Raw genomic sequence first — 24527 nt, forward strand, 5'->3', positions numbered from 1 at the left:
AGCTGATTGTCTCAGAGCCCCAATGCCTCCCAGTCGCCACGGCCCTTTCGCAGCAGTACCGCGTCGCCACCCGTGCCCATCGGGGTGAGGTCCACCACCGTCGTCGGCTCATCGGGGCAGGGCCCGGCGCCGATCACGCCGGCCAGCTGGTGCTGCAGGCGCCGGCGGATTTCCTCGGGGTCGTTGATCGGCTTCATGTCGAACGGGTCGAGCAGCGTGGTGGCGAGCAGCGGCGCGCCATGCACGGCGATCAGCTCCTGCAGCACGACGTGGTCCGGCACGCGCAGGCCGATGGTCTTGCGCTGCGGGTGGCTCACGCGGCGCGGCACCTCGCGCGTGGCTTCGAGGATGAAGGTGTAGGGGCCGGGCGTCGCCGACTTGAGCAAACGGTACTGCTTGTTGTCCACGCGCGCGTAGTTGGCCAGCTCGCTCAGGTCGCGGCACAACAGCGTGAGGTGGTGCTTCTCGTCCACCCGGCGGATCTCGCGCAGCCGGTCGGCCGCGGCCTTGTCGTCGAGGTGGCACGCGACGGCGTAGCTCGAATCCGTGGGCACGGCCAGCACGCCGCCCTTGTCCAGCAAGGCGGCGGCCTGCTTCAGCAGCCGCACTTGCGGGTTGGCGGGGTGGATGTCGAAGTACTGGGCCATGGCGTCACGCGAACCGCCGATTTTCGCGCACCGTGAGCCAGGCGCCACCCGCGCCGCAGATCGCGATGAGCACCATGCCGAACATGGACCAGCCGTCGGGCAGGTGCTTGAACACGAGCCAGCCGCCGAGCATGCTGAAGGCGATCTGCGAATACAGGTACGGCGTGAGCGCGCTCGCCGGCGCCTTGTGGTACGCCAGCACCAGCAGGAAGTGGCCCACCGTGCCCATGAGGCCCATGAAGCCGAGCCCGGCCCACAGCCACGGGTCGGGGAGCTGGGTCCAGACGAAGGGCAGCCCCAGCGTCGCGATCAGCGTGCCGGTCCAGCCGGTGTAGAGGTGTGTCGTCAGCGGGTCTTCGGTGCGCGCGAGCTGGCTCGTGATCACCTGGAACCAGGTGTTGCTCGCCACCAGCACCAGCGGCAGCAGGCTGGCCCAGGTGAAGGCCTCGCCGCCGGGGCGGATGATGATCAGCGTGCCGACGAAGCCGCCGGCCACCAGCGCCCAGCGCGTGGGCGACACGTGCTCCTTCAGGCGCGTCGCGGCCATCAGCGTGACGGCCAGCGGGGTGATCATCACGATCGCGGTGAACTCGCCCACCGGCATGAAGCGCAGCGAGGCGAACGCGAGCAGGCTCGACACCAAGAGCAGCACGCCGCGCAGCAGCTGGAAGGGCAGGTGCTGGGTGCGCAGCACGCGCTTGCCGCGCAGGGGAATGACGACGGCCGTGGTGGCCAGCGCCTGGAACGCGTAGCGGAACCACAGTGCCATCAGCAATGGCACGAACGGGCTGACGGCCTTGGTGGTGGTGTCGAGGGCGGAGAAGCACGCGCAGGCGCCGATGGCGAGGCCGATGCCCGCCAGCACCTTGTGGTGGACCGTCACTGGATGCGGTCGGCCAGCAGCTCCCACACCGGCGTGAGCTCGCCGGGCAGGAAGGGCAGCTGGCCCAGGTCGGTGTGGCTCTCGCCGGGGCTGTGGAAGTCGCTGCCGCGCGAGGCCGCGAGACCGAACTCCTTGGCGACGTCGGCGTACTTCACGTACTCCGCCGCCGTATGGCTGCCCGTGACCACCTCCACGCCCTGGCCGCCATGGGCCTTGAACTCGTGGAAGAGCGCGTATTCCTCGTTGGCGGTGAACTTGTAGCGGGCCGGGTGCGCGACCACCGCGATGCCGCCGGCCTGCGTGATCCACGCCACCGCGTCCTTCAGGTTCGCCCAGCGGTGCGGCACGAAGCCGGGCTTGCCTTCGGTGAGGTAGCGGCGGAACACCTCGTTGGTGTCCTTGCAAACGCCCGTCTCGACAAGGAAGCGCGCGAAGTGCGTGCGCGAGATGAGCGCGGGGTTGCCCACGTACTTCAGCGCGCCTTCGTAGGCGTCCTTGATGCCCACTTGCGCGAGCCCCTCGGCGATCTCCTTGGCGCGCGGGCCGCGGCCGTCGCGCGTCTGCAGCAGGCCTTCGTGCATGCGCTCGTCGTCGGCGTCGAAGCCCAGGCCGACGATGTGCACCGTCTCGCCCGCGAAGGTGACGGAGATCTCGGTGCCGGTGAGGTATTTGAGGCCGTTCGCATGCGCCGCCGCCAAGGCCCGCTTCTGGCCGCCGATCTCGTCATGGTCGGTCAGCGCCCACAGCTCCACCCCGTTGGCGGCCGCGCGTGCGGCCAGGTCCTCCGGCGTCAGCGTGCCGTCGGAGACCACGGAGTGGCAATGCAGGTCGGCGTTGAGGATGGCCACGCCCTGATTCTGTCATGCCTCAGTTCAGGGCGCCCGCCTGCCGCACGATGTCGTGGCCGGTCGCAAGGGCACACTCGATGCACGCCTTGAGGCCCTCCACCAGCTCGGCGAGCGGCATCGAGGGCTGGCCCTGCTCCGGCAGCCAGGGCACGTGGATGAGGCCGGCGCGCACGTCGCGCAGGGCCGGGTCGGTCTCCAGCTCGTGCATGAGGCCGTAGAACAGGTGGTTGCAGACGAAGGTGCCCGCGGTCTGGGACACTTCCGCGTGGATGCCGCGAAGCTGCAGCTCGGTGAGCATGGCCTTGATCGGCAGCCGCGTGAAATAGGCCGCGGGGCCACCGGGCACCACGGGCGTATCCACCGGTTGCGCGCCGCTGTTGTCGGGGATGCGCGCGTCGTTCACGTTGATGGCCACGCGCTCGAGCGAGATCGCCGCTCGTCCGCCCGCCTGCCCGGTGGCCAGGACCAGCGTAGGCTTGTGCTGTCGCAACAAGTCGCGCATCGCTTGCAGGGCGGCGCCGAAGACGGTGGGAACCTGTGCACCTATGACTTCATGCCCGGCTACAGTGGTGCCGTGCAGGGCGGCCACGGCCATCCAGCTGGGGTTGACGGCCTGCCCGCCGAACGGGTCGAAACCCGTGAGGAGAACGCGCTTTCGGGGCATGCCGGCACTTTAAAGGAGAGACACACCATGCGCTGGGAAGGCAACCGGGAATCGGGCAACGTCGAGGACATGCGCAGCGGCGGCGGGGGCTTCGGCATCGGCGGCGGCACCATCGGCATCGGCACGATCGTCATCGCGCTGATCGGGGGCGCCATCTTCGGCATCAACCCGCTCACCATCCTCGGCGTGCTGTCGGGCGGCGGGGCGCCGCAGCAGCAGGAGGCGCATGCGCCTCCGGCCAACGACGTGCAGGCGAAATTCGTCTCGACCGTGCTGGCCAACACCGAGGACGTGTGGAAGGAGCTGTTCGCCAAGGGCGGGGCCACCTACCAGGAGCCCAAGCTCGTGCTCTTCCGCGGCGCGGTGCGCACGGGTTGCGGCGCGGGGCAGGCGGCCATGGGCCCGTTCTACTGCCCGGCGGACCGGAAGGTCTACATCGACCTGGGCTTCTACGACGTGCTGAGCCAGCGCCTGGGCGCACCGGGCGAGTTCGCCCGCGCGTACGTGATCGCGCACGAGGTCGGGCACCACGTGCAGAACCTGCTGGGCGTGTCCGAGCGCGCCGAGCAGCTTCGTGCCCGCGCGGGCAGCGAGGCGCAGGCCAATGCGATCTCCGTGCGCGTGGAACTGCAGGCGGATTGCTATGCCGGCATCTGGGCGCACTACTCCCAGCAGTCCAAGCAGTGGCTGGAGCCGGGCGACATCGAGGCCGCGATGAACGCCGCGCAAAAGATCGGCGACGACACGCTGTCGCGGTCCTCGGGCCGCGCCGCCGTGCCGGAAAGCTTCACCCACGGCAGCAGCGAACAGCGCGTGCGCTGGTTCAACACCGGGTGGAAGACGGGCAACATCAAGGCTTGCGACACCTTCAGCACGCGCAGCCTGTAGCTACTCCGGGTTAGTTGTTTCAAGCGCCCGCCTTGTCGTAGTGCGACAATGGCGGGTTGACCTATGACCGCATCCTTCTCCAACCTCTCGCTGGCTGAGCCGCTGGCACGTGCCGTGGCCGAAATGGGCTACGAGACGATGACGCCGATCCAGGCGCAGGCGATCCCCGTGGTGCTCGCCGGCCGCGACGTGATGGGCGCCGCGCAGACGGGCACCGGCAAGACGGCCGCCTTCTCGCTGCCGCTGCTGCAGCGCATGCTCAAGCACGAGAACACCTCCACCTCGCCCGCGCGGCACCCCGTGCGCGCGCTGGTGCTGCTGCCCACGCGCGAGCTCGCGGACCAGGTGGCGCAGCAGGTGAAGCTCTACTCCAAGTACACCAACCTGCGCAGCGCGGTGGTGTTCGGCGGCATGGACATGAAGCCGCAGACGGCCGAGCTGAAGAAGGGCGTGGAAGTGCTCGTCGCCACGCCGGGCCGCCTGCTGGACCACATCGAAGCCAAGAACGCCGTGCTCAACCAGGTGGAGTACGTGGTGCTCGACGAGGCGGACCGCATGCTGGACATCGGCTTCCTGCCGGACCTGCAGCGCATCCTGTCGTACCTGCCCAAGCAGCGCACCACGCTGCTGTTCTCCGCGACTTTCTCGCCCGAGATCAAGCGGCTGGCCAACAGCTACCTGAACGACCCGGTGACGATCGAAGTGGCGCGGCCCAATGCGACCGCCTCCACCGTCGAACAGCACTTCTTCAGCGTGCTGGAGGACGACAAGCGCCGCGCGCTCAAGCAGGTGATCCGCCAGCGCGGCATCACGCAGGCCTTCGTGTTCGTCAACAGCAAGCTCGGTTGCGCGCGCCTCGCGCGTTCGCTGGAGCGCGACGGCCTCAAGGCCGTGGCGATGCACGGCGACAAGAGCCAGGACGAGCGCCTCAAGGCGCTCGATGCTTTCAAGCGGGGCGAGGTCGACCTGCTGGTGGCCACCGACGTCGCGGCGCGCGGCCTCGACATCAAGGACGTGCCGGCGGTGTTCAACTACGACGTGCCGTTCAACGCCGAGGACTACGTGCACCGCATCGGCCGCACGGGCCGCGCGGGCGCGACGGGCAATGCGATCACGCTGGTCACGCGCGACGACACGCGCCTGGTGAGCGACATCGAGAAGCTGCTGAAGAAGAAGTTCGAGATCGAGCCGATCGAGTTCGACGAGGAGCGCCCGCGCGGGCGCATCAACGACGGGCGCCGCTTCTACCGCGAGGTGGAGGAGAAGGGCGACCCGCGCGACTACCTCGACAAGCGCGCCGAGCCGCGCAACGTGGCGCCGCCGAAGGACCCGTTCTTCGACCAGCCGTACGAGACCCCCGAGCGCGAAGCCGCGCCCACGTGGGAAGCGGCGCAGAAGCCGGCGCGCGTGTCGGCGAACATCAAGCCGAAGCGCAAGGTGGCGGCGCTGTTCAAGTCGGCGTCCTGATCACTCGCCGGGCGCCTGTGCCTGCTCGCAGTTCACCTGCAGCAGGCGGTCGGTGCCGATCTCCAGCGCACTGAGGCAACCGCCCCACACGCACCCCGTGTCCAGCGACACGATGTCGGGCCGGTTCAGGTACCCCAACGTGGACCAGTGACCGAATGCGATGCGCACGTTGGCGGTCTTGCGCCCCGGCACGTCGAACCACGGCAGGTAACCCGCGGGCGCGGCGGCCAACCCCCCGCTCGCCTTGAGGTCCATGCGGCCTTCCGGCGTGCAGAAACGCAACCGCGTCAGCGCATTCACGATCACGCGCAGCCGCGCCGGCCCCTCGAGCGAGTCGTCCCACTGCGCGGGCTCGTTGCCGTACATCAATGGCAGGAAAGCCGCGAGCTCGGGCCCGCGCAGCACGGCCTCCACTTCGGCCGCAAGCGACAGCACCTGCTCCAGCGACCACTGCGGCAACACACCGCCATGCACCATCAGCAAGCCATGCGCATGGATCGCCATGTCCTGCTGCCGCAGCCATGCGAGCATCGCTTCACGGTCGGCCGCCTGCAGCACCGAATCCATCGTGTCGTTGCGATGCGGCGGCCGCACGCCGTGCGCCACCGCCAGCAGGCTCAGGTCGTGATTGCCGAGCAGGCATTTCGCGGCGCCGCCATACGCCATCAGCCGTCGCACGACAGCCGCCGACTCGGGCCCGCGGTTCACGAGGTCACCGAGCATGTACACCGTGTCGCGGCTCGGCGAAAAGCCGATCTCCGCCAGCAGCCGCCCGAGCGCGCCGTCGCAGCCCTGCACGTCGCCGATCAGGTAGTTGGGCATCGGGGTCCTGCGGCTGGGATACAGTGCGGCATCACCCGATTCTGTCCGATCCACCGCCCGCAATGGATTTCCTGCTGATCGCGCTGCTCACCTTGCTGAACGGGGCGTTCGCCATGTCGGAGATGTCGCTGGCGGCCAGCCGCAAGGCACGCCTGGGGGCGATGGCCGAAAGCGGCGACAAGGGCGCCGCCGCGGCGATGGAGCTGATGGAGCACCCCACGCGCTTCCTCTCCACCGTGCAGGTGGGCATCACCTCCATCGGCATGCTCAACGGCATCGTGGGCGAGGCGGCGTTCAGCGACGACCTCGCGAAGTGGCTCGCGAGCTTCGGGCTCGCGCCGAAGGCGTCGGGCATCGCGGCCACCTTCATCGTGGTGGTCTGCATCACCTACGTGACGATCATCTTCGGCGAGCTGGTGCCCAAGCGCATCGGCCAGCTCTACCCCGAGCAGGTGGCCCGCTGGATGGCCAAGCCCATGGGCTGGGTGGCCAAGGGCGCAGCGCCCTTCGTGAAGCTGCTGTCCGCGTCCACGAGCGCCGTGCTGAAGCTGCTGCGCATCGACACCACGCAGTCGCGCGGCATGACCGAAGAGGAGATCGCGCACAGCCTGGAGGAAGGCGTGGACGCCGGCGTGATCGAGGAGCACGAGCACCAGATGGTGCGCAACGTGTTCCACCTCGACGACCGGCCGCTCACCTCCATGATGGTCCCGCGCGGCGACATCACCTGGTTCGACATCAACACGCCCGTTGCCGATTGCCTGAAGCGCGCCGGCCAGGACGAGGAGGCGCACTCCTGGTACCCGGTGTGCCGCGGCTCGCTCGACGACGTGGTGGGCGTGGTGAGCATCGCCAAGCTGCTCGCCCTGGGGCCCACGACGGAGGGCACGGTGGAGCCGCACGTCCAGCCGGCGCTCTTCGTGCCCGAAACGCTCACCGGCATGGAACTGCTGGAGCAGTTCCGCATGCGCGCCGCTCGCATGGTGTTCGTGGTGGACGAATACGGCGTGGTGCAGGGCCTGATGACGCCGCACGACCTGCTCGAGGCGATCACCGGCGAGCTGCAGCCCGAGGCCCACATCGAGGCCTGGGCGACGCGCCGCGAGGACGGCAGCTGGCTGCTGGACGGCCTGATGCCCGTGGCGGAGCTCAAGGCCCGCCTGGAGATCAAGGAGTTGCCGGAAGAGGACAAGGGGCGGTACAACACGCTCGCGGGCCTGCTGATGGCGGTGACGGGGCGGCTGCCCACGACGGGCGAGCGCATCGACTGCGGCGAGTGGACCTTCGAGGTGGTGGACCTGGACGGCAAGCGCATCGACAAGGTGCTGGCCGTCGCCGCCCCCAAGGACACGAAGGCGGAACACGAGTAGAGGAGCTGGGGATGTCGGACACCATGTACTACGAGAAGCCGGTCCTGCTGGACCGCGACAAGCACCGCAAGCGGCGGGTGAAGCAGAGCAACAGCTTCGTGTTCGCCAAGAAGGCCAATTCGCTCTACGTCGCGGGCGTGGAGTTCAACGAGGCGTGCAAGGAATACGCGATCGTGTTCACGCGCGGCGGCAACGGCAAGATCGTGCCGGTCGTCATGCTGGGCCTGCGCGCGCGCGAGAACCTGTTCGTCGACGACGAGGACCGCTGGACCGGCAAGTACATCCCGGCCTTCGTGCGCCGCTACCCCTTCGTGCTGGCGGAGCTGCCCGGGCAGGCCATGGGCGTGTGCATCGACGAAGCGTTCGCCGGCCTGAACGACAAGGAAGGCGAGGCGCTCTTCGACGGCAAGGGCAACAACACGCCCTTCCTGCAGAACGCGCTGGATTTCCTGCAGCAGTACCAGCGCGAGTACCTGCGCACCGAGGTGTTCTGCCAGCGGCTGGAGCAGTCGGGCCTGCTGATGGAGATGAACGCGAAGGCCGACCTCACCGACGGCCGCAGCTTCACCGTGAGCAGCCTGATGGTGGTGGACGAGAAGAAGCTGATCGAACTGCCGGACGCGGCGGCGCTGTCGTTCTTCCGCAGCGGCGAGCTGCACCTCATTTCGATGCACCTCACGTCGCTGTCGAACATGCGCGTGCTGGTCGACAAGATGGCGGCGCGGCAGACGCCGCTGCAGCCGGCACCCAAGCCCAAGTCGGCAAAAGCCTAGCGGGCCGCGCGCGCGAACTGCGAGGTGTCCGTCACTTCGACGGCGCCCTGGTCCACCAGGCGCGCGAGCAGGCTGTCCACCTGCTTCTCGTTCAGCCTGGAACTCGCGAGGATCCACTTGCGGTTGACCGGCCGGTGGCTCATGACCGACAGCGTGCGCAGCACGTCCGCGGTCTTCTGCCGGTGCGGCAGGTGCGGCCAGTGCTTCAGGCGGTAGATCAGGTCGCCCGGCTCGGGCAGCTTGCTGTCCGGCCCGTCGGCGCCGAGTCCCAGGAACTCCGTGAAAGAGGAGGTCCTGCGCGCGATCGCGTAGAGGGTGTCGTACAAGCTGGCCATCCATGCAGTTTGCGGATGGGGAGGGGCGCGCCGTTAAGCGATGGCGGCGCACGGCTTAGGGCGTTTGCCTAACCCGGTGTTAACCCTTTAGCAGTGCCACGGTCGCGATGCCCAGTGCGGTGAGCGCGAAGGAGCCCAGGAGGTGGGCGAAAGCGGTGGCTAGCGCCCACGCCGTGTGCCCGTGCTGCAGTTGCGTCACCACCTCCGCGCTGAACGTGGAGAACGTGGTCAGGCCCCCTAGGAACCCGGTGACCACGAACAGGCGCACCTGCGGCGACAGGTCCGGCGCCTGCGCGAAGTACGCCACCGCCACGCCCACGAGGTAGCCGCCGACCAGGTTGGCCGCCAGCGTGCCGAGCGGCAACGGTGCGAACGCGGGGTTGAACCGCACGGAAAGCACCCAGCGCAGCAGCGCGCCGAGCGACGCGCCCGCGCAGATGGAGGCGATGGAGCCGGCCAGCCCCATCAGGTGTAGGAGACGCCGTTTGCGATGATGCCCACGAGGTTGATGTTGTTGGTGTTGAGCGGGTGGTCCGCCGCAAGGATACCGAAAGTGGCCTGCGTGTACTGGCCGCTCGTGATGAAGGGCGTGAAGTTGGCGATCACCGCCGCCGGCATCTCGAACCCGAGCAGGTTCTGCAGCAGCAGGCCCACCACGGCCTCGTTCGTGGCGTTGGCGCCGAGGCGGAACTGCAGCGCGGCGCCCATCAGCGTCTCGTAGCTCATGCCGCCGTCCATGAGCTGCAGGCCGATGCCTTCGAACTGCGGGATCGTGGACGGCCCGAACACCGCGCCCAGCACCTTGGCGACCTGCTGCGACTTCACGTCGAACGCGAGCCTGCGGTCGGAGAACTCCAGCCGTTCGATGTTGCTCAGCGTGTCGGTGGCGCCATTGCCCGAGACGGTGAGCGTGCCGTTGCTGTTGGCCACCTGGTAGCCCGCGCGCGCCGAGCCGTACACCGCCACGTCGGTGCCCGCCCCGCCGTCCGCGCGGTTCGTGCCCGCGCCGAGGGTGAAGCGGTTGTTGGCCGTGTTGCCGGTGACCGTGTCGTTGGACGCGCTGCCCACGAAGTTCTCGACGGTGGTCGAGAGGTCGATGGACACGTTGTTGGCCGTGGTGCCACCTACGGTGCTGAAGCCGCCCGGGCGCATGTCCACCGTCGATGCGGCGCCGCTCGCGGACACGTCGAGTGTGTCGGTGCCGCCGGAGTCGTAGATCGTCGCGAGCCGCGTGGCCGCCGTGCTGTCGAAGCTGAATCGTGTGTCGCCGGAATTGCCCGTGCCCGCGCCGTACAGCGCGCGCAGCGCGAGAAGGTCGTAGCTGCCGAACCAGTCGCGCTGCACGCCGTTGGAGTTGTCGCGGTAGGACATGATCGTGTAGACCGTGCTGTCCTCGGCCGCCCCGAGGAAGTTGCCCGCCGTCGTGGCCCGGGATGCCTCGCCCGCGTTGTAGTTGCCGGGGTGCTTGAGCCCCAGCGCGTGGCCGATCTCGTGCACGAGCGTCGAGTACGCGTACGTGCCCGCACCGACATTGGTGAGGTTGGTCGGGTCCGAATCGTCGGTCCACACGTCGCCGGAAAGATCGTCGCCCGTGCTGTTGGGCATGTAGGCGTAGCCGGCCGAGACGGTCTGCGTGTTGTTGCCGAAGCGGATCTGGCCGTACGACGTGGCGCTGTCGGCCACCTCGCGGAAGCGCAGCCCCGTCTCGGTCGCCAGCCGCGTGAAGATGCCGCGCACCGCCTCCATCTGCTGCGTGGTGTAGGCGCGGAAGCCCACGTCGCCGCCGGAGTCGGTGCCGCCGTAGGTGGGCTTGGCCGTCATGAACGAGTACGTCACCTCCACCGAGGTGCCCATCGCCGCCGTGGCGTTCCAGCGCAGCTGCGCGTTCTCCAGCAGGCAGTCGACGCGGTAGTCACCCGTGATCGACGTGGCGACCACCGCCGCGGCGGGCGCGGGCGGCAGGTCGGTGGGCTTGCTGCCGGCCAGCGGGCCGGCACACATCGGACACATGCAAACGTACGCGCTGCTCATGGCCCCTCCACGGATGAGTTGGAGCGGCCAATGTGCATCGGGAGTGCGTTGCCGCCAAGCGGCGGCCGATCAGCGGTCGCCCCAGACCTCCTGCGCCGTCTCCACCACCAGGCGCAGCTTGTTGCGCTGGTCTTCCACCGCGATGTTGTTGCCGTGCACCGTGCTGGAGAAGCCGCATTGCGGCGAGAGCGCGAGCTGCTCCATGGGCGCGTATTTTGCGGCCTCGTCGATGCGGCGCTTCAGGTCGTCCTTGCTTTCCAGCTGGCCGAACTTGGTGGTGACGAGGCCCAGCACCACGGTCTTGCCCTTGGGCAGGTAGCGCAGCGGGCGGAAGTCGCCGGAGCGGTCGTCGTCGTACTCCATGAAGTACGCGTCGATGTCCATCTCCTTGAGCAGCGCCTCGGCGACCGGCTCGTAGTTGCCCTGCGCCGCGAACGTGCTCTTGAAGTTGCCGCGGCACAGGTGCATGGCCAGCAGCATGCCCTGGGGCTTTTGCGCGACCACCTTGTTGATGAACTTCGCGTAGCGGTGCGGCAGCTCGTTGGGGTCGTCGCCGCGCTGGCGCGCCGCCTCTCGCATCTTCTCGTCGCACAGGTAGGCGAGGTTGGTGTCGTCCATCTGCACGTAGCGGCAGCCCGCGTCGTACAGCGAACGCAGCTCGTCGCCAAACGCCTTGGCCACGTCGTCGTAGAACGTGGGCTCCAGCTCCGGGTACGCCTCGCGGCTGATGCCCGCGCGGCCGCCGCGGAAGTGCAGCATGGTGGGCGAGGGGATCGTGACCTTGGGCGTGTGGCCGGGGCTCAGCTGGGACTTGAGGTATTCGAAGTCGGCTTTCTGGATGTCCTTGGCGTGCTTCACCTTGTCGATCACGCGGATCGTGGGTGGCGCGAGTTCCTCGGTGCCGTCCGGCTTGCGGATGGTGACGGGGATGTCGGTCTTCACGCCGCCGAGCTGTTCGAGGAAGTCGAGGTGGAAGTACGTGCGGCGGAACTCGCCGTCGGTGACCGACTTCAGGCCGATCGATTCCTGGAACTTCACGATCTCGCTGATCGCCTTGTCCTCCACCTCGCGCAGCTGCTGCGGGCTGATCTCGCCCTTGGCCTTCTGCTCACGGGCTTCCAGCAGGTATTTGGGCCGCAGGAAGCTGCCGACGTGGTCGTAGCGGGCGGGCAGTTGCATCATTTCTTTTGTCTCCTAGAGGTCAAGTACAAGCAATTTCGATTTCGCGCGCGAGCAGCACGGCGTGAACTGGTCGTGCTTCGCCTTCTCGTCGTCGGTGAAATAGAGGTCGCGGTGGTCGCACTCGCCTTCCAGCACGCGCGTGATGCAGGTGCCGCACACGCCCTGCTCGCACGAGGTGAGCACCTCGATGCCTTGTTCGGCCAGCGCCTGCGTCACGCTCTTGTCCGCGGCCACCTGGATCACGCGGCCGCTGCTGGCGATCTTCACTTCGAAGGCCTTGTCGCCCGTCGTGTCCTGCGGCGCCGCGCTGAAGTATTCCAGGTGGATCTGGTCCTTGGCCCAGCCCATGCCCTCGGCATGCTGCAGCACGAAGTTGATGTAGCCGGCCGGGCCGCACACATACAGGTGCGCCTTGTCGCCGGCTGCGCGCAGCACGGACGCGATGTCCAGCATCTGCGCCGCGCCACCGTCGTCGAAGTGGAAGTGCACCTTGGCCGCGAAGGGCGACTGCGCGATCTCGTCGTGGAACGCCGTGCGGTCCTTCGAGCGCGTGCTGTAGTGCATGCTGAAGTCCGCGCCGATGGCCGCGAGGCGCTGCGCCATGCACAGCAGCGGCGTCACGCCGATGCCGCCGGCCAGCAGCAGCGTGCGCTCGGCATGCACCAGCGGGAAGTGGTTGCGCGGCTCGCTGATCGCGATGAGGTCGCCTTCCTTCACCAGGTCGTGCATGGCGTTGGAGCCGCCGCGCGACTTGGGGTCGCGCAGCACCGCGATGCGATAGCGGTGGCTCTCGGTGGCGTCGTTGCACAGCGAGTACTGGCGCACCAGGCCGTTGGGCAGCTCCACGTCGATGTGCGACCCCGCGGAGAAACCGGGCAGCGGCGAGCCGTCGGCCCGCGCGAGTTCGAAGCTGGCGATGTCCAGCGCCTCCTGCTTCTTCTGCAGGACCTTGACTGTGAGTTGTGTCATGCCATGAGTTTGGCAGGCTGTTCGGCCGCGATCCAGCGGTCGATCACTTTGCGCGACTGCACGCCGCCGGCGTCGATGTTGAGCAGCAGCAGCTTGCGCTGCGGCCACTGCAGCAGGTTGCGCTGCTGCGCCTCCAGCACGGCCGTGTCCTCGGCGAAGACCTTGGCCTGGCCTTCCTTGATCTGCGCGGTGAGCGCCTTGTCCTTCACGTTGAAGTTGCGCGCCATGCCCCAGAAGTACCACATCGACGTGTCGGTCTCCGGCGTGAGGAAGTCCACCACGATGGAGTACACCTTGTCCTTCGGTTCCGCGTTGTAGCCGCCGCGGCCCGCGAGTGCCACGCCCACCTCGATCATGATGTGGCTCGGCGGGTGGAAGTGGCACACCTGCCAGCGGTCCACCGGCTGGTCGTCCGGCAGCCCGTTGCCGCGCAGGTTGGCGCGCCAGAAGGGCGGCGGCATCACGTTGTCCATGAAGCGCGACGTGACCACGTGGTCCCCGTCGGCCTTGGTACTCACCGGCGTCTCGTCGATCTCCTTCTGCCCGATGGACGTGGTGTGCACGTACGTCTCGTGCGTCAGGTCCATCAGGTTATCGACCATGAGGCGGTAGTCGCAGTGGATGTGGTACAGCCCGCCGCCGTAGGCCCAGTCGGGGCTCTCTGCCCATTCGAGGTGGTGGATCTTCGCGGTATCGGCGAGCGCGGGCTCGCCGGGCCACACCCAGATGAAGCCGTACTTCTCCACGACCGGGTAGGCGCGGATCTTCGGGAAGCCCTGCACGCGCTGGCCGGGCATCGCCACCGTCTTGCCCTCGCAGCCCATCTGCAGCCCGTGGTAGCCGCACACCAGGTTGCCTTCGCACACGTAGCCGAGCGAAAGCGCGGCACCGCGGTGGGGGCAGAAGTCCTCCAGCGCCGCGACCTTCCCCGCTTCGGGCCGCCAGAACACGATCTTCTCGTTGCAGATCGTCCGCCCGAGCGGCTTCTCGTCGATCTCGTCGGGCGTGGCCGCGACGTACCAGGCGTTCTTGGGGAAGGTGCTCATGGTGCGGCAGGATAGTCGATGTATACAATGGCGACAAGGCATCCAGGCTCTTCCCGAGTGGATACCTGCCATAGCAAGCTGATATTTCTCACAGAATGTATACAGCCGACGCCGACTCCTCCCAAGCCGTCAAGGCCCAGCTGCGCCTGCGCGAGCTGATCCTGGCCGGCGAGTTGCCCGGCGGCGAGCGCATTGCCGAGCTGGCGCTCGTGGAACGCCTGGGCGTGTCGCGCACGCCGATCCGCGCGGCGCTCGCGCGGCTGGAGCACGAGGGCCTGTTGCAGGCGCTGCCCGGCGGCGGCTATGCGGTGCGGGTGTTCTCCGAGCGCGACGTGGCCGACGCCATCGAGCTGCGCGGCACCGTCGAGGGCGTTGCGGCTCGCCTGGCCGCCGAACGCGGGGTGGATGCGAGTGCTCTCGCAGCCGCGCGCGAATGCCTCGACGCGGTGGACAAGGTGCTCGCCCGCCGCTCGCTGACCGACGCGGACTTCTCGCGCTACGTGGAGCTCAACGAGCGTTTCCACTCCCTAATGTGGTCGATGTGCGGCAGCGCGGTGATCGAACGAGAGATCGAACGCGTGGTCAGCCTGCCCTTTGCCTCGCCTTCCGGCTTCGTCGTGGTGCAATCGAACTCGCCGCGCGCCCGCGACATGCTCGTCGTCGCGCAGGACCAGCATCGCCAGGTGCTCGATGCCATCGAGCGGCGCGAAGGCACGCGCGCCGAATCGATCATGCGCGAGCACGCGCGCATAGCGCAGCGCAACCTGCGCGAGGCCGTGCGGGGGCAGCAGCACGAGCGGATGCCCGCGGTGCGCCTGATCCGGTAGCAAGCCGGCGGCCCGCCGGGCGGTCGTTGCATCGCCCGCGAATCCCCGCTACGTTCCTCCTGATGTCGAGCTGGCTCGCCAGCCGTGGAGGGGCCATGAGTTCACCGCAGAACGGCGGCGGCCAGCCGCCGACATTCGCGTACCCGGAGACCGGCGTCGCGTACATCGATGCATTGCTGTACGCGCCGGGCAACAAATGGGGCACGGCGCTGGGCAGCGGGGCCTCGCTCACCTTCAGCTTCCCGGCCGCGGGCGCGGTCTGGGCAACCGGGTATTCGGGGACGGAACCCACGGGCGCGATCCCGTTCACCGCCGGCATGATGGAAGCGGCGCGCACGGCGCTCGCGCGGTGGGCCGCCGTGAGCGGGCTGCAGTTCACCGAAGTGCAGGAGACGGCGACCAACGTGGGCGACATCCGTTTCTCGTTCACGAGCGTCAACCACCCCACCACTCCCACGGCGACGGCGTGGGCGGGCGTGCCGAACACCTTCTTCGCCAACGCCGGGGACGTCTGGGTGAAAAGCAGCTTCGTCGGCGCGCCGCAGACGTCCGGCGTGACGGGCACGGGGCTGCTGATGCATGAACTCGGGCACGCCTTCGGCCTGAGCCATCCCTATGACCCGCCCGTCACGCTGCCATCGGCCCAGCAGACGCAGGCCTACAGCGTGCTGGGTTACGGCTTGATCAACAACGCCTGGGTCACGGTCCAGAACGGCGTGACGTCGACGAGCTTCGTCGAACTCTCCGGCCCGATGCTGTACGACATCGCGGCGATCCAGTACCTCTACGGCCCCAACATGTCCTGGCATGCGGGCAACGACACGTACAGCTACGACCCCGCCACACCGTTCTTCGAATGCATCTGGGACGCCGGCGGCAACGACACGATCTCGGTGGCGCGCTTCACCGGCGGCTGCACCATCGACCTGCGCGAGGGTGCCTTTTCCTCGGTGGCGATCCGCTCGCCCAACCCGCAGCTCAACTCGAGCAGTTACGACGGCGTCAACGTTCTGTCCATCGCGTACGGCGCGGTGATCGAGAACGCGATCGGTGGCGCCGGCGCGGACACGCTCACCGGCAACCCGTCGAACAACCGCCTGCAAGGCGGCGGCGGCAACGACACGATCGCCGGCGGCGCGGGCACCGACACGGCGGTGTTCTCCGGCGCGCGCGCCAACTACACCATCACGGGCAGCGCCGCCGCCGGGCTGACCGTGCGCGACAACGCGGGCAGCGACGGCACCGACACGATCCGCGAAGTCGAGCGGCTTGCGTTCAGCGACCGCGGCGTGGCCTTCGACACCGACGGCGCCGCGGGGCGCGCGGTGCTGCTGCTCAATGCGGTGATGGGATCGGCCTCGCTGCAGAACCGCGCGCTCGTGGGCACGGTGATCTCGCTCATGGACGGCGGCGCGAGCATCCAGGTGCTCAGCGACGTCCTCGTGCGCAACGGCACGATGGCGCAGCTTGCCGGCGGTGCGAGCAGCAGCGCGCTGGTGACTTACCTGTTCCGCAACGTGGTGGGCTCCGAAGCGAGTGCCACCACGGTCGCGGCGCTGAGCGCGCTCATCGACGCGGGCGCGCTGACGCAGGGGCAGTTCCTGTGGAAGGTGGCCGAGCTGCCGGTGAACGCGGCCAAGGTCGGGATCACCGGGCTGGCGCAGTCGGGCATCGAGTTCTCGGTCTAGACCGCCTCCAGCGCCATCATCCCGGCCGCCGTGTTCGAGATCGGGATGTGGTAGTTGGCGTGCACCTTGCGCACCGGCCCGCCCACCGCTGCACGCGTGGCCAGCCACATCAGCAGCTCCACGCCCTGCGTGCCGGTCTTCTCCACCAGCTCGTGGATGCTGAACTGCGTGGCCCACTCCGGGTCGCTCACCAGCGAGTCCATGAACTTCAGGTCGAACGGCTTGTTGATGAAGCCCGCGCGCCGCCCATCGAGCTGGTGCGACAGGCCGCCCGTGCCGATCACGACCACGCGTTTGTCCGCGGCCCACGAGCGGATGGCTTCACCCACCGCGCGCCCCAGCGCATAGCAACGCTTCGCCGACGGCAACGGGAACTGCACGGTGTTGATGCACACCGGCACCACCGTCACCGGGCACTCACCCTCGGGCCAGAACAGCTTGAGCGGCAGCGTGAACGCGTGGTCCACCAGCATCTCCTGGCAGGTGGTGATGTCGAATTCGCGCTCGACGAGGTGGTCGATGACGTGCCACGACAGGTCGGTCTCGCCGCGGAACGGCGGCAGAGTGGGAATGCCCCAGCCTTCGTCCGCATTGCGGTACTCGGGCGCGGCGCCGACGGCGAAGGTCGGCATCTTGTCGAGGAAGAAATTGAGGCCGTGGTCGTTGTAGAACACGACGGCCACGTCGGGCTTCACGTCCGCGAGCCAGCGGTGCACGGGCAGGAAGCCGTCGAAGAAGGGCTTCCAGTACGGCTCCTGCTGCAGGCCCCTGGCGATGGCGCCGCCGATGGCGGGCACGTGGGAGGTGGTGAGGCCACCGATGATCGTCGCCATGGTCACGCTTCCTGTTGTTCGTTGGCCCGCACCAGCATCGCCTTGAATTCGGCCTTGGTCATGCCGGTCTGCGCCGCGCCGAGGTCCTGCACGTCGAGGCCGAGGATGCCGGCGAACTTGGCCAGGTAATACACATTGCCTCCTGCGGCCAGCAGGCCAAGGACATCACGGTCGCGGATGGCGTCGGCCTGCGGTCCGGTGACGCCGTACCTGCGCATGTATGCCTCCTCGTCGGCCCGGAAGGCCGCGCGGTTCTCGGCCGAGTTGAAGGAAAAGCACATCTTGTTGAGCGCGTAGCCCTTGCGGGCCTGCACGCCGTCGAAGAGCGTTGTGCCGGGGATGGCAGCAGCGGGCATCGGATTCTCCATGGAGCGTCGCCGCAGTCTCGCGCGCCCGCGCGCAGGCGACCCTGATCCACGTCAAAGCCTGTCCACTGCGCGACTAAACTCGGCGCCGCATGACTTCGAATTCCACAAGGCGCGGCGTGCTCGCCATGGCCGCCGGCATGTGCTGCTTCGTCGCCAACGACGCCCTCGTCAAGCACGTGAGCGAGTCGCTGCCGTCCTCGCAACTGATCTTCATCCGCGGGGTGTTCGCCACCTTGCTGCTCGTCGTCATCTGCCACGGCATGGGAGCGACTTCGCGGCTGCGCGCACTGGGCGACGGCAAGGTGCTGATGCGCGCGGGCTTCGACGCCTTCGCGACAATGGTCTACCTCACGTCGCTGTTCCACCTGCCGATCGCGAACGCGACGGCGATCAACATGGCCACGCCGCTGGTGATCACGCTCATGGCCGTGGTCGTGCTGCACGAAAAGGTGGGGCTGGGGCGGTGGCTGGCCATCGCGACCGGCTTCGTGGGCGTGCTGATGATCGTGCAGCCGACCGGCGCGGCCTTCAACGCGTACTCGTTGCTGTGCCTCTCGGGCACCTTCCTGCACGCCTGCCGCGACCTGACGACGCGGGCGATCCACCGCGACATCCCGTCGATCCTCATCACGCTGAGCACCGCGGTTGCCGTGACGCTGCTCGCCGGCGCGTGGGGCCTGACGCAGGACTGGGAGGCGGTCAGTGCGCGCCAGTTCGCCCTGCTCGCGGGCGCGAGCGTGTTTCTTTCAGGTGGCTACTTCCTGCTGACGGTGGCGATGCGCGCCGGCGAGATGAGCGTGATCGCGCCGTTCCGCTACGCCGGGCTGCTGTTCGCGCTGTTTCTCGGTTACGTCGTCTGGGGCGACGTACCCAATGCGCTGGCCTGGGGCGGCATCGCGCTGCTGGTGGCCGCGGGGCTGTACGTGCTGCACAGCCGCGCGTGAGCCTCACGAGCCCTTGAACTGCGGCTTGCGTTTTTCCATGAAAGCCTGCCGGCCTTCCTTGTAGTCGTCGCTGGCGAAGCAGCGCGCGACGACGTCGCGGCACAGCTGTCGATCGCGCTTCGACTCGTCCTTCAGAGCCTGTGCGACCAGCGTCTTGATCGAGCCGACGGTCAGCGGCGCGTTGGCCGCGATCGTGGCGGCGTAGTCGCGCACGTACGCCTCCAGCTTTTCGCCGGGCACGACGCGGTTCACGAGGCCCATCGACGCGGCCTCATGCACGCTGAACTGCCGCGCGGTGTAGAAGATCTCCCGCGCGAACGACGGGCCGACCACGTCGACCAGCCGACGCACGCCTTCGAACGCGTAGCCGAGGCCCAGCTTCGCTGCGGGCACGGCGAAGGTCGAGCCCTCCGACGCGATGCGCATGTCGCACGAGAGCGCCACCGATACGCCCCCACCGACGCAATACCCGCGCACCATCGCGATCGTCGGCTTGCCGACGTTCACGAGCGAGTCGGTGGCGCGGTGCGCCACTTCGTCGTAGTGCCGCACCGTCTCCTCGCTCGAGCGGTTCTGCTCGAACTCGGAGATGTCCGCGCCGGAAACGAAAGCCTTCTCGCCCGCGCCCTTGAGGACGATGACGCGCACCTCGCGGTCCTCGCCGAACGCGCTGACCGCGTCGTGCAGCCCCTGCCACATCGACAGCGACACGGCGTTGTGCCGCGCCGGGTTGTTGAAGGTGATCCAGCCGATCGCGCCGTCCTTCTGCGCGATCATCTTGTCCGTTGCGAGCTTCATGCGGCCACCTTCGTTTCCATCACCACGCCGCGCTCCAAGAGCGCGGAAACATCCGACGCCGCATAACCCACCTCCTGCAGCACCTCGCGCGTGTGCTGCCCGTGCAGCGGCGCCGGCTTGCGGATCTTCGTGAGGTCGCCGGTGGACTTCAGCGGCAGGCCGAGCGTCTTCATCGGCCCGATGCGCGGGTGCTCGATGTCGTACACCATCTGCCGGTGCAGCACGTGCGGGTCGGCAAGCGTCTGGTCATAGGTGTACACCGGGCCGCCGGGCACGCCGGCCGCGTCGAGCTTCTCGACCCAGTGCGCCGTCGGCTTCGTGGTGAGAATGGATTCGATGAGTTCCTGCAGCGCGTCGGCGTTCTTCACGCGCAGCGGGTTGCGCGCGAAGCGCGGGTCCTGCAGCCACTGCGGCTGCCCCACCACCTGCTCGCAGAAGATCTTCCACAGCTTGTCGCCGCTGGCGCCGATGGTCACGTAGCCGTCCTGCGAACGGAACGCCTGGTAGGGCGCCGAGCGGCGGTGGCGAGTGCCGGTGGCCGTGGGCAACTCGCCGCCGCCGAAGTACGCGCCGAATTCCCAGATGCTCCACGCGAGGCCCGCCTCGAGCAGCGAGGTCTCTAGGTACTGGCCGCTGCCGTGGCGCAGCTTGCCGATCATGGCGCCGAGGATGCCGTACAGCGTGGTCACGCCGCACGCGATGTCGTTCATCGCGATGCCCACCTTCGCGGGCCGCCCGCCGGGGTGTCCGGTCATCATCATGATGCCGGACATGCCCTGCGCGATGATGTCGAAGCCGCCCTTCTTGCCGTACGGGCCCGTCTGGCCGAAGCCCGACATGGACGCGTAGATGATGTCCGGCTTGACCTTGCGGATGCTCTCGTAGTCGATGCCCAGCTTCTTCACCACGCCGGGGCGGAAATTCTCGATGACGATGTCGCTGCGCGCCGCGATGCGCAGGATGGCCTCGCGGCCCTCCGGCGACTTCATGTCGACCACGATGCTCTTCTTGTTGCGGTTGAGCACGGCGAAGCAGTAGCTCTCGCCGTTGACCTGCGGCTCGAACTTGCGCGTGCCGTCGCCCTCGGGGCTTTCGACCTTCACGACCTCGGCGCCCAGGTCGCCGAGCACCATCGCGCAATACGGCCCGGCCATGACGTTGGTGAGGTCCAGGACCCGCATGCCTTCCAGCGGCAGTGGCATTTGTGATGACTCCTTCAATCCACGAGTGTGATCTGCGAAGCATCGAGCTCCGCATAAATGTCCTGGCCGACGTCGAACACCTCGGCCGGCCGCGCACTGACGCGCAGCGGCTGGGCGCCCGGCGCCACGCTGATGTGATAGTCCCACGATTCGCCCAGGTACGCACGCCTTTGCACGCTGGCGCGCACGCTGAAACGGTTGTCGCGCGCCGGCGGTGCCTCGCCCGAAAGCTGGATCGCTTGCGGACGGATGGACACGTTCACTTCCGATGGCAGGTCCGGGCCGCCGAACGCGCGGGCCGGAAGCGCGAAGCCGCCGAAGTCCACGCTGTCGCCGCGGCGCGCGCCGGTGAGGAAGTTCGTGCGGCCGATGAATGCCGCCACGAAACGGGTCTTCGGCCGCCCGTACAGCTCGAACGGCGCATCCAGCTGCTCGATGCGCCCCGCGTTCATCACCGCGATTCGGTCGGACGTCACCATGGCCTCGGCCTGGTCGTGCGTCACGTAGACCATGGTCATGTTGAACTCGTCGTGCAGGCGGCGGATCTCGAAGCGCATTTCCTCGCGCAGGTTGGCGTCGAGGTTGGAGAGCGGCTCGTCGAGCAGCAGCACCTTGGGGTTCACGACGATGGCGCGCGCCAGCGCCACGCGCTGCTGCTGGCCGCCGGAGAGCTCGGCGGGGTAGCGGTCGCGTAAATGCGCGAGTTGCACGACGTCGAGGATCTTGTTGACGTCGCGGTCCATGTCGGCGGCGGGCAGCTTCTTCAGCTTCAGGCCGAAGGCCACGTTCTCGCGCACGGTCATGTTGGGCCAGATGGCGTAGCTCTGGAAGATCATCGACATGCCGCGCTTCTCGGGCGGCAGGCTCGATTGCGGCGAGGAGATCACCTGCCCGTCGAGCTCGATGGTGCCGCCGGTGGGGTTGATGAAGCCCGCGATCATCCGCAGCGTCGTCGTCTTGCCGCAGCCCGACGGGCCCAGCAGCGAGACCAGCTCGCCCTCGCGCAGCGAGAGGTTCAGGCCGTCGACCGCCTTGAAGCCCGCGAACGTGCGCGACACGTTTCTCAACACGAGTTGGCTCATGCCACCGTCCTCCTCAACATGAAGTCGCGCCCCATCAGCTTGAAGCCCACGAGGATCAGCGACACGGTGATCACCACCAGCACCAGGCCGATGGAGCAGAGCATCTCGAAGTTGCCCTCGTCGCTCTTGTCGAACAGCAGCACCGACAGCACCTGCGTGTTGATCGAGTACAGGAAGATCGCGGTGCTCAGCTCGCGCGTGGCGGGGATGAACACCAGGATGAACGCGCCGGCCATGCTGCGCTTGAGCACGGGCATCACCACGTGGCGGATGGCCGTGAAGCGCGAGCCGCCGAGCGTGCGCACCGCTTCCTCCAGCTCCGGGTTGATGCTGCGGATGGCCGCGTTGCTGTTGACGAAGGCGATCGGCAGGAAACGCGTCACGTAGGCCAGGATCAGGATCCACGCCGTGCCGTACAGGATCAGCGGCGGCCGCGAGTAGGCGGCATAGAAGCCGATCGCCAGCACGATCCCCGGCACGACGAAGGGCGCCATGGACAGGAAGCCGAGCACCGAGCCGACGCTGCGGCTCACCAGCCCGCGGTTGATCACGTACGCCGTCACCAGCGCCAGCACGATCGCGATGGCCGACGCCGTGCCCGCGTACACGAACGTGTGCCACGTGGCCGTGCGCGTGAGCGCGTTCTCGAACACGATGGCGTAGACGTTGTGGAAGGTGATGTTGTCCAGCGACCAGCCGCGTCCCCACGCCTTCGCGAAAGCCGCCTGGCACGTCACGACCAAAGGCATGAAGAACGAGAGGGTGGTGACCAGCAGGCACCAGCCGAGCAGCACCCACTTCCACGGGCCCAGCTGCACCTCGCGCCGCTCGCCGCCCTTGCCGGTGAGCGACACGTAACCCTTGCGGTGCGTGATGCGCCGCTGCAGCCAGAACAGCAGGATGGTGATGGCGAGCAGCGGCATGGCGTACGCGGCCGCCAGCCCCACCTTCGGCGGGAACTCGAAGAACTGCCACAGCTGCGTCGTCACCACGTGGAAGCGCCCCGGCAGCGCGAGCAACGCCGGCGAGCCGAACAGCGCGATCGCTTCGAGGAACACGAGGATGAACGCGCCCAGGATCGCCGGCAGCACCAGCGGCAGCGTGATGAGCATCGTGGTGCGCATCGTGCCCGCGCCCAGCACATTGGCCGCATCCTCCATCTCGGACGACACGAGGTCCAGTGCCGACTTGGTGAGCACCACCACGTACGGGAAGCTGTAGCAGGCCACCACCAGCACCAGCCCCGGCATCGAGTAGATGTTGAACGGCCCCTTCTCCACGCCGAACAACGCAATCACCAGCTTGTTCAACCAGCCGGCGTTAGGTCCCGCCAGCAGGATCCACGCGACAGCGCCGAGGTAGGGCGGGATGATGAACGTGCCGAGGATCGCCACCCAGACGAGCGGCTTGAACGGCATGTCGGTGCGCGACAGCGCCCAGGCGAGCGGCACGCCGAACAGCAGGCACAGCACGCCGGCCGAGACGCCGAGCACCAGCGAATTGCCCAGCGCCTCGATGTGGCGCGAGCGGCTGTACGCGGAGATGTAGTTGGCCAGCGTGAACGCGCCATCCGCGTCCTGGAAGCTGACCACGAACAGCCGCGCGAGCGGGTTGACGACGAGGAAGACCAGCACCGCGATGGCGAACAGCCACACGAGGGACCAGCGGTCCCAGTGGCGCCAGCGCTGCGCGAACGTGCCGGGTGCGAGCGCCGCTTCTTGCTCGAGCGCGCCTTTCGCGTACGCCAACTCAGACCCCGAAGGTGTCGCGGAACTTTTCCTTCACCTCGGGGATGCCCTTGATGATCTCGTCCTCGGTGGGGCGCACCACCTTGATCTGCTCCAGCGCCTTCGCGCCGGGCGCGGGCGGCACGCCCTTCATCACGGCGAGCGAGTGCGATTGCACCTGCACGGCACCGGCTTCCTTCGACAGCAGGAACTCCATGTACAGCTTGGCGGCATTGGGCGAGGGCGCGTTCTTCGGGATGCCGCTGGGCGACACCATCAGCAGCGCGCCGTCGGTGGGGTACACCACGGCCAGCGGGTTGCCCTTGTCCTTGCTGAGCAGCGTGGTCGCTTCCGGCCCGGCGGCGACGACACGCTCCTTCGAGTTGAGCATCGTCACCGTGTCGTTCACCGAGCGGCCGATCTGCGGCTGGTTCTTCTCCAGCTTCTTGAAGTAGTCCCAGCCGTAGAGCTTGTTCATCAGCACCACCCACGTGCCGACGTATCCGCTGTAAGCCGGGTGGCCGATGGAGACCTTGCCCTTCCACTTCGGGTCCAGCAGGTCGGGCCAGTTCTTCGGCGCCTCGCTCTCCTTCACCTCCGCGGTGTTGTACGTGAGGAGCATCAGCGCCGCGGCCGTCACCCAGTACTGCCCGTCCTTGTCGTTGTAGGCCTTGAGCGAGTCGACCATGTTGGCCGCGTTGTGCGGCGTGTAGGGCATGAGCAGGCCCTTCTTCTTCAGCTCGCCGTAATGGCCCACGTCCGTGCTGCTGAAGATGGAGGCCACGGGCGCGTTGGCCGCGATGTCCTGCTGGAAGCGCTGGAAGGCCACCTGCGCGGTGGTGCGCACGAAGTTGCACTTGAGGCCCGCGTACTTCTTCTCGAACGCGCCGCACAGGGCCTGCGCTTCGTCGGTGTTGTAGTGCGCGGTGTAGACGGTGATCGGCTTCTCGTTCTTCGCCGCGTCGTACAGCTGCTTCTCCCACGGGGCCATCTGGGCATGGGCGGCGCCTACGAGCGCGATGACCCAGCCGGCGAACAACTTCTTCATGCCTGTCTCCTGGCGTGTGACTGTTATGCAGCCCACTCTAGGGACGTTCGCATGCCAACCGCATCGGCAATTTCCTGCGAAGCAG

Annotated in this window: 25 protein-coding genes; 7 read left to right on the forward strand and 18 right to left on the reverse strand. The window is 67.8% G+C overall.

The features are described from left to right. Positions 1 to 11 precede the first annotated feature (11 nt). From H8R02_RS25790 to pcp, 4 genes are read right to left on the reverse strand one after another with little or no spacing between them, the layout of a single operon-like run. The gene (locus H8R02_RS25790; protein WP_187084385.1) at positions 12 to 647 is read right to left on the reverse strand and encodes an L-threonylcarbamoyladenylate synthase; all 636 of its coding nucleotides are present in this window, start codon (positions 645 to 647) and stop codon (positions 12 to 14) included. Between the two features lie 4 nt (positions 648 to 651). Continuing rightward, positions 652 to 1557, reverse strand: coding sequence for a DMT family transporter (locus H8R02_RS25795; RefSeq protein WP_435531304.1), 906 nt, complete (start codon positions 1555 to 1557; stop codon positions 652 to 654). Further along, positions 1527 to 2378 carry a 3',5'-nucleoside bisphosphate phosphatase gene (locus tag H8R02_RS25800; RefSeq protein WP_187084386.1) on the reverse strand — a complete coding sequence of 284 codons (852 nt, stop codon included), beginning with the start codon at positions 2376 to 2378 and terminating at the stop codon, positions 1527 to 1529. The genes H8R02_RS25795 and H8R02_RS25800 overlap by 31 nt, the downstream gene beginning before the upstream one ends. 19 nt (positions 2379 to 2397) lie before the next feature. Further along, entirely contained in the window at positions 2398 to 3042 is a 645-nt protein-coding gene (pcp, locus tag H8R02_RS25805; protein ID WP_187084387.1) for a pyroglutamyl-peptidase I, read from the reverse strand. 27 nt (positions 3043 to 3069) lie between these two features. Between pcp and ypfJ the strand changes: the two genes are divergently transcribed. Both ypfJ and H8R02_RS25815 read left to right on the forward strand, forming a co-directional pair. Continuing rightward, positions 3070 to 3930, forward strand: coding sequence for a KPN_02809 family neutral zinc metallopeptidase (gene ypfJ, locus H8R02_RS25810; protein WP_187084388.1), 861 nt, complete (start codon positions 3070 to 3072; stop codon positions 3928 to 3930). 63 nt (positions 3931 to 3993) lie between these two features. After that, entirely contained in the window at positions 3994 to 5397 is a 1404-nt protein-coding gene (locus H8R02_RS25815) for a DEAD/DEAH box helicase (protein ID WP_187084389.1), read from the forward strand. Here the strand turns inward: H8R02_RS25815 and H8R02_RS25820 are convergent, their stop codons facing one another. Next, a complete protein-coding gene (locus H8R02_RS25820; RefSeq protein WP_187084390.1) occupies positions 5398 to 6219 on the reverse strand; it encodes a symmetrical bis(5'-nucleosyl)-tetraphosphatase in 822 nt (273 codons plus the stop codon). A gap of 62 nt (positions 6220 to 6281) precedes the next feature. On the opposite strand from H8R02_RS25820, the gene H8R02_RS25825 reads away from it, so the two are divergent. Both H8R02_RS25825 and H8R02_RS25830 read left to right on the forward strand, forming a co-directional pair. Beyond that, a complete protein-coding gene (locus tag H8R02_RS25825) occupies positions 6282 to 7589 on the forward strand; it encodes a hemolysin family protein (protein ID WP_187084391.1) in 1308 nt (435 codons plus the stop codon). Positions 7590 to 7600: 11 nt separating this feature from the next. Beyond that, positions 7601 to 8362 (forward strand): SapC family protein, encoded by a 762-nt coding sequence (locus H8R02_RS25830; RefSeq protein WP_187084392.1) that lies wholly within the window; start codon positions 7601 to 7603, stop codon positions 8360 to 8362. On the opposite strand, the gene H8R02_RS25835 is transcribed toward H8R02_RS25830, so the two are convergent. The 6 genes from H8R02_RS25835 to H8R02_RS25860 form a co-directional block, all read right to left on the reverse strand. Then, the gene (locus tag H8R02_RS25835) at positions 8359 to 8697 is read right to left on the reverse strand and encodes a hypothetical protein (protein ID WP_187084393.1); all 339 of its coding nucleotides are present in this window, start codon (positions 8695 to 8697) and stop codon (positions 8359 to 8361) included. The two genes, H8R02_RS25830 and H8R02_RS25835, sit on opposite strands and share 4 nt — an antisense overlap. Before the next feature lie 79 nt (positions 8698 to 8776). Then, positions 8777 to 9163 carry a fluoride efflux transporter CrcB gene (gene crcB / locus H8R02_RS25840; protein WP_187084394.1) on the reverse strand — a complete coding sequence of 129 codons (387 nt, stop codon included), beginning with the start codon at positions 9161 to 9163 and terminating at the stop codon, positions 8777 to 8779. Beyond that, positions 9163 to 10728, reverse strand: coding sequence for a M10 family metallopeptidase C-terminal domain-containing protein (locus tag H8R02_RS25845; protein WP_187084395.1), 1566 nt, complete (start codon positions 10726 to 10728; stop codon positions 9163 to 9165). The genes crcB and H8R02_RS25845 overlap by 1 nt, the downstream gene beginning before the upstream one ends. A gap of 69 nt (positions 10729 to 10797) precedes the next feature. Further along, complete coding sequence (locus tag H8R02_RS25850; protein ID WP_187084396.1) at positions 10798 to 11910, reverse strand: 5-methyltetrahydropteroyltriglutamate--homocysteine S-methyltransferase; 1113 nt, start codon at positions 11908 to 11910, stop codon at positions 10798 to 10800. 12 nt (positions 11911 to 11922) lie between these two features. Next, a complete protein-coding gene (locus tag H8R02_RS25855) occupies positions 11923 to 12879 on the reverse strand; it encodes a PDR/VanB family oxidoreductase (RefSeq protein ID WP_187084397.1) in 957 nt (318 codons plus the stop codon). Then, entirely contained in the window at positions 12876 to 13925 is a 1050-nt protein-coding gene (locus H8R02_RS25860) for an aromatic ring-hydroxylating dioxygenase subunit alpha (protein ID WP_187084398.1), read from the reverse strand. Before H8R02_RS25860 ends, H8R02_RS25855 begins: the two co-directional genes overlap by 4 nt. 95 nt (positions 13926 to 14020) lie before the next feature. Between H8R02_RS25860 and H8R02_RS25865 the strand changes: the two genes are divergently transcribed. Beyond that, entirely contained in the window at positions 14021 to 14752 is a 732-nt protein-coding gene (locus H8R02_RS25865) for a GntR family transcriptional regulator (RefSeq protein ID WP_187084399.1), read from the forward strand. A 95-nt stretch (positions 14753 to 14847) separates the two neighbouring features. Beyond that, positions 14848 to 16440 (forward strand): M10 family metallopeptidase, encoded by a 1593-nt coding sequence (locus H8R02_RS30720; protein ID WP_290428126.1) that lies wholly within the window; start codon positions 14848 to 14850, stop codon positions 16438 to 16440. Here the strand turns inward: H8R02_RS30720 and H8R02_RS25875 are convergent. Next, complete coding sequence (locus H8R02_RS25875) at positions 16437 to 17273, reverse strand: class III extradiol dioxygenase family protein (RefSeq protein ID WP_187084400.1); 837 nt, start codon at positions 17271 to 17273, stop codon at positions 16437 to 16439. The genes H8R02_RS30720 and H8R02_RS25875 overlap by 4 nt on opposite strands. 2 nt (positions 17274 to 17275) lie before the next feature. Further along, complete coding sequence (locus H8R02_RS25880; protein WP_187084401.1) at positions 17276 to 17629, reverse strand: protocatechuate 4,5-dioxygenase subunit alpha; 354 nt, start codon at positions 17627 to 17629, stop codon at positions 17276 to 17278. Positions 17630 to 17730: 101 nt separating this feature from the next. Between H8R02_RS25880 and H8R02_RS25885 the strand changes: the two genes are divergently transcribed. Next, positions 17731 to 18585 (forward strand): DMT family transporter, encoded by an 855-nt coding sequence (locus H8R02_RS25885; RefSeq protein WP_187084402.1) that lies wholly within the window; start codon positions 17731 to 17733, stop codon positions 18583 to 18585. A gap of 3 nt (positions 18586 to 18588) precedes the next feature. Here the strand turns inward: H8R02_RS25885 and H8R02_RS25890 are convergent, their stop codons facing one another. The 5 genes from H8R02_RS25890 to H8R02_RS25910 are packed head-to-tail and all read right to left on the reverse strand — an operon-like array spanning position 18589 to position 24442. Further along, positions 18589 to 19383: an enoyl-CoA hydratase gene (locus tag H8R02_RS25890; RefSeq protein WP_187084403.1), complete on the reverse strand. Its 795-nt coding sequence runs from the start codon at positions 19381 to 19383 to the stop codon at positions 18589 to 18591. Beyond that, on the reverse strand, positions 19380 to 20585 hold the full coding sequence (locus H8R02_RS25895) for a CaiB/BaiF CoA transferase family protein (RefSeq protein WP_187084404.1): 1206 nt from the start codon (positions 20583 to 20585) through the stop codon (positions 19380 to 19382). The genes H8R02_RS25890 and H8R02_RS25895 overlap by 4 nt, the downstream gene beginning before the upstream one ends. Before the next feature lie 14 nt (positions 20586 to 20599). Continuing rightward, positions 20600 to 21667, reverse strand: coding sequence for an ABC transporter ATP-binding protein (locus H8R02_RS25900; RefSeq protein ID WP_187084405.1), 1068 nt, complete (start codon positions 21665 to 21667; stop codon positions 20600 to 20602). Then, positions 21664 to 23415 (reverse strand): ABC transporter permease, encoded by a 1752-nt coding sequence (locus H8R02_RS25905; RefSeq protein WP_187084406.1) that lies wholly within the window; start codon positions 23413 to 23415, stop codon positions 21664 to 21666. The genes H8R02_RS25900 and H8R02_RS25905 overlap by 4 nt, the downstream gene beginning before the upstream one ends. A 1-nt stretch (position 23416) precedes the next feature. Further along, positions 23417 to 24442, reverse strand: coding sequence for an ABC transporter substrate-binding protein (locus H8R02_RS25910; protein ID WP_187084407.1), 1026 nt, complete (start codon positions 24440 to 24442; stop codon positions 23417 to 23419). Positions 24443 to 24527: the final 85 nt, after the last annotated feature.

The organism is Ramlibacter albus, from assembly GCF_014297445.1.
GTDB lineage: Bacteria > Pseudomonadota > Gammaproteobacteria > Burkholderiales > Burkholderiaceae_C > Ramlibacter > Ramlibacter albus.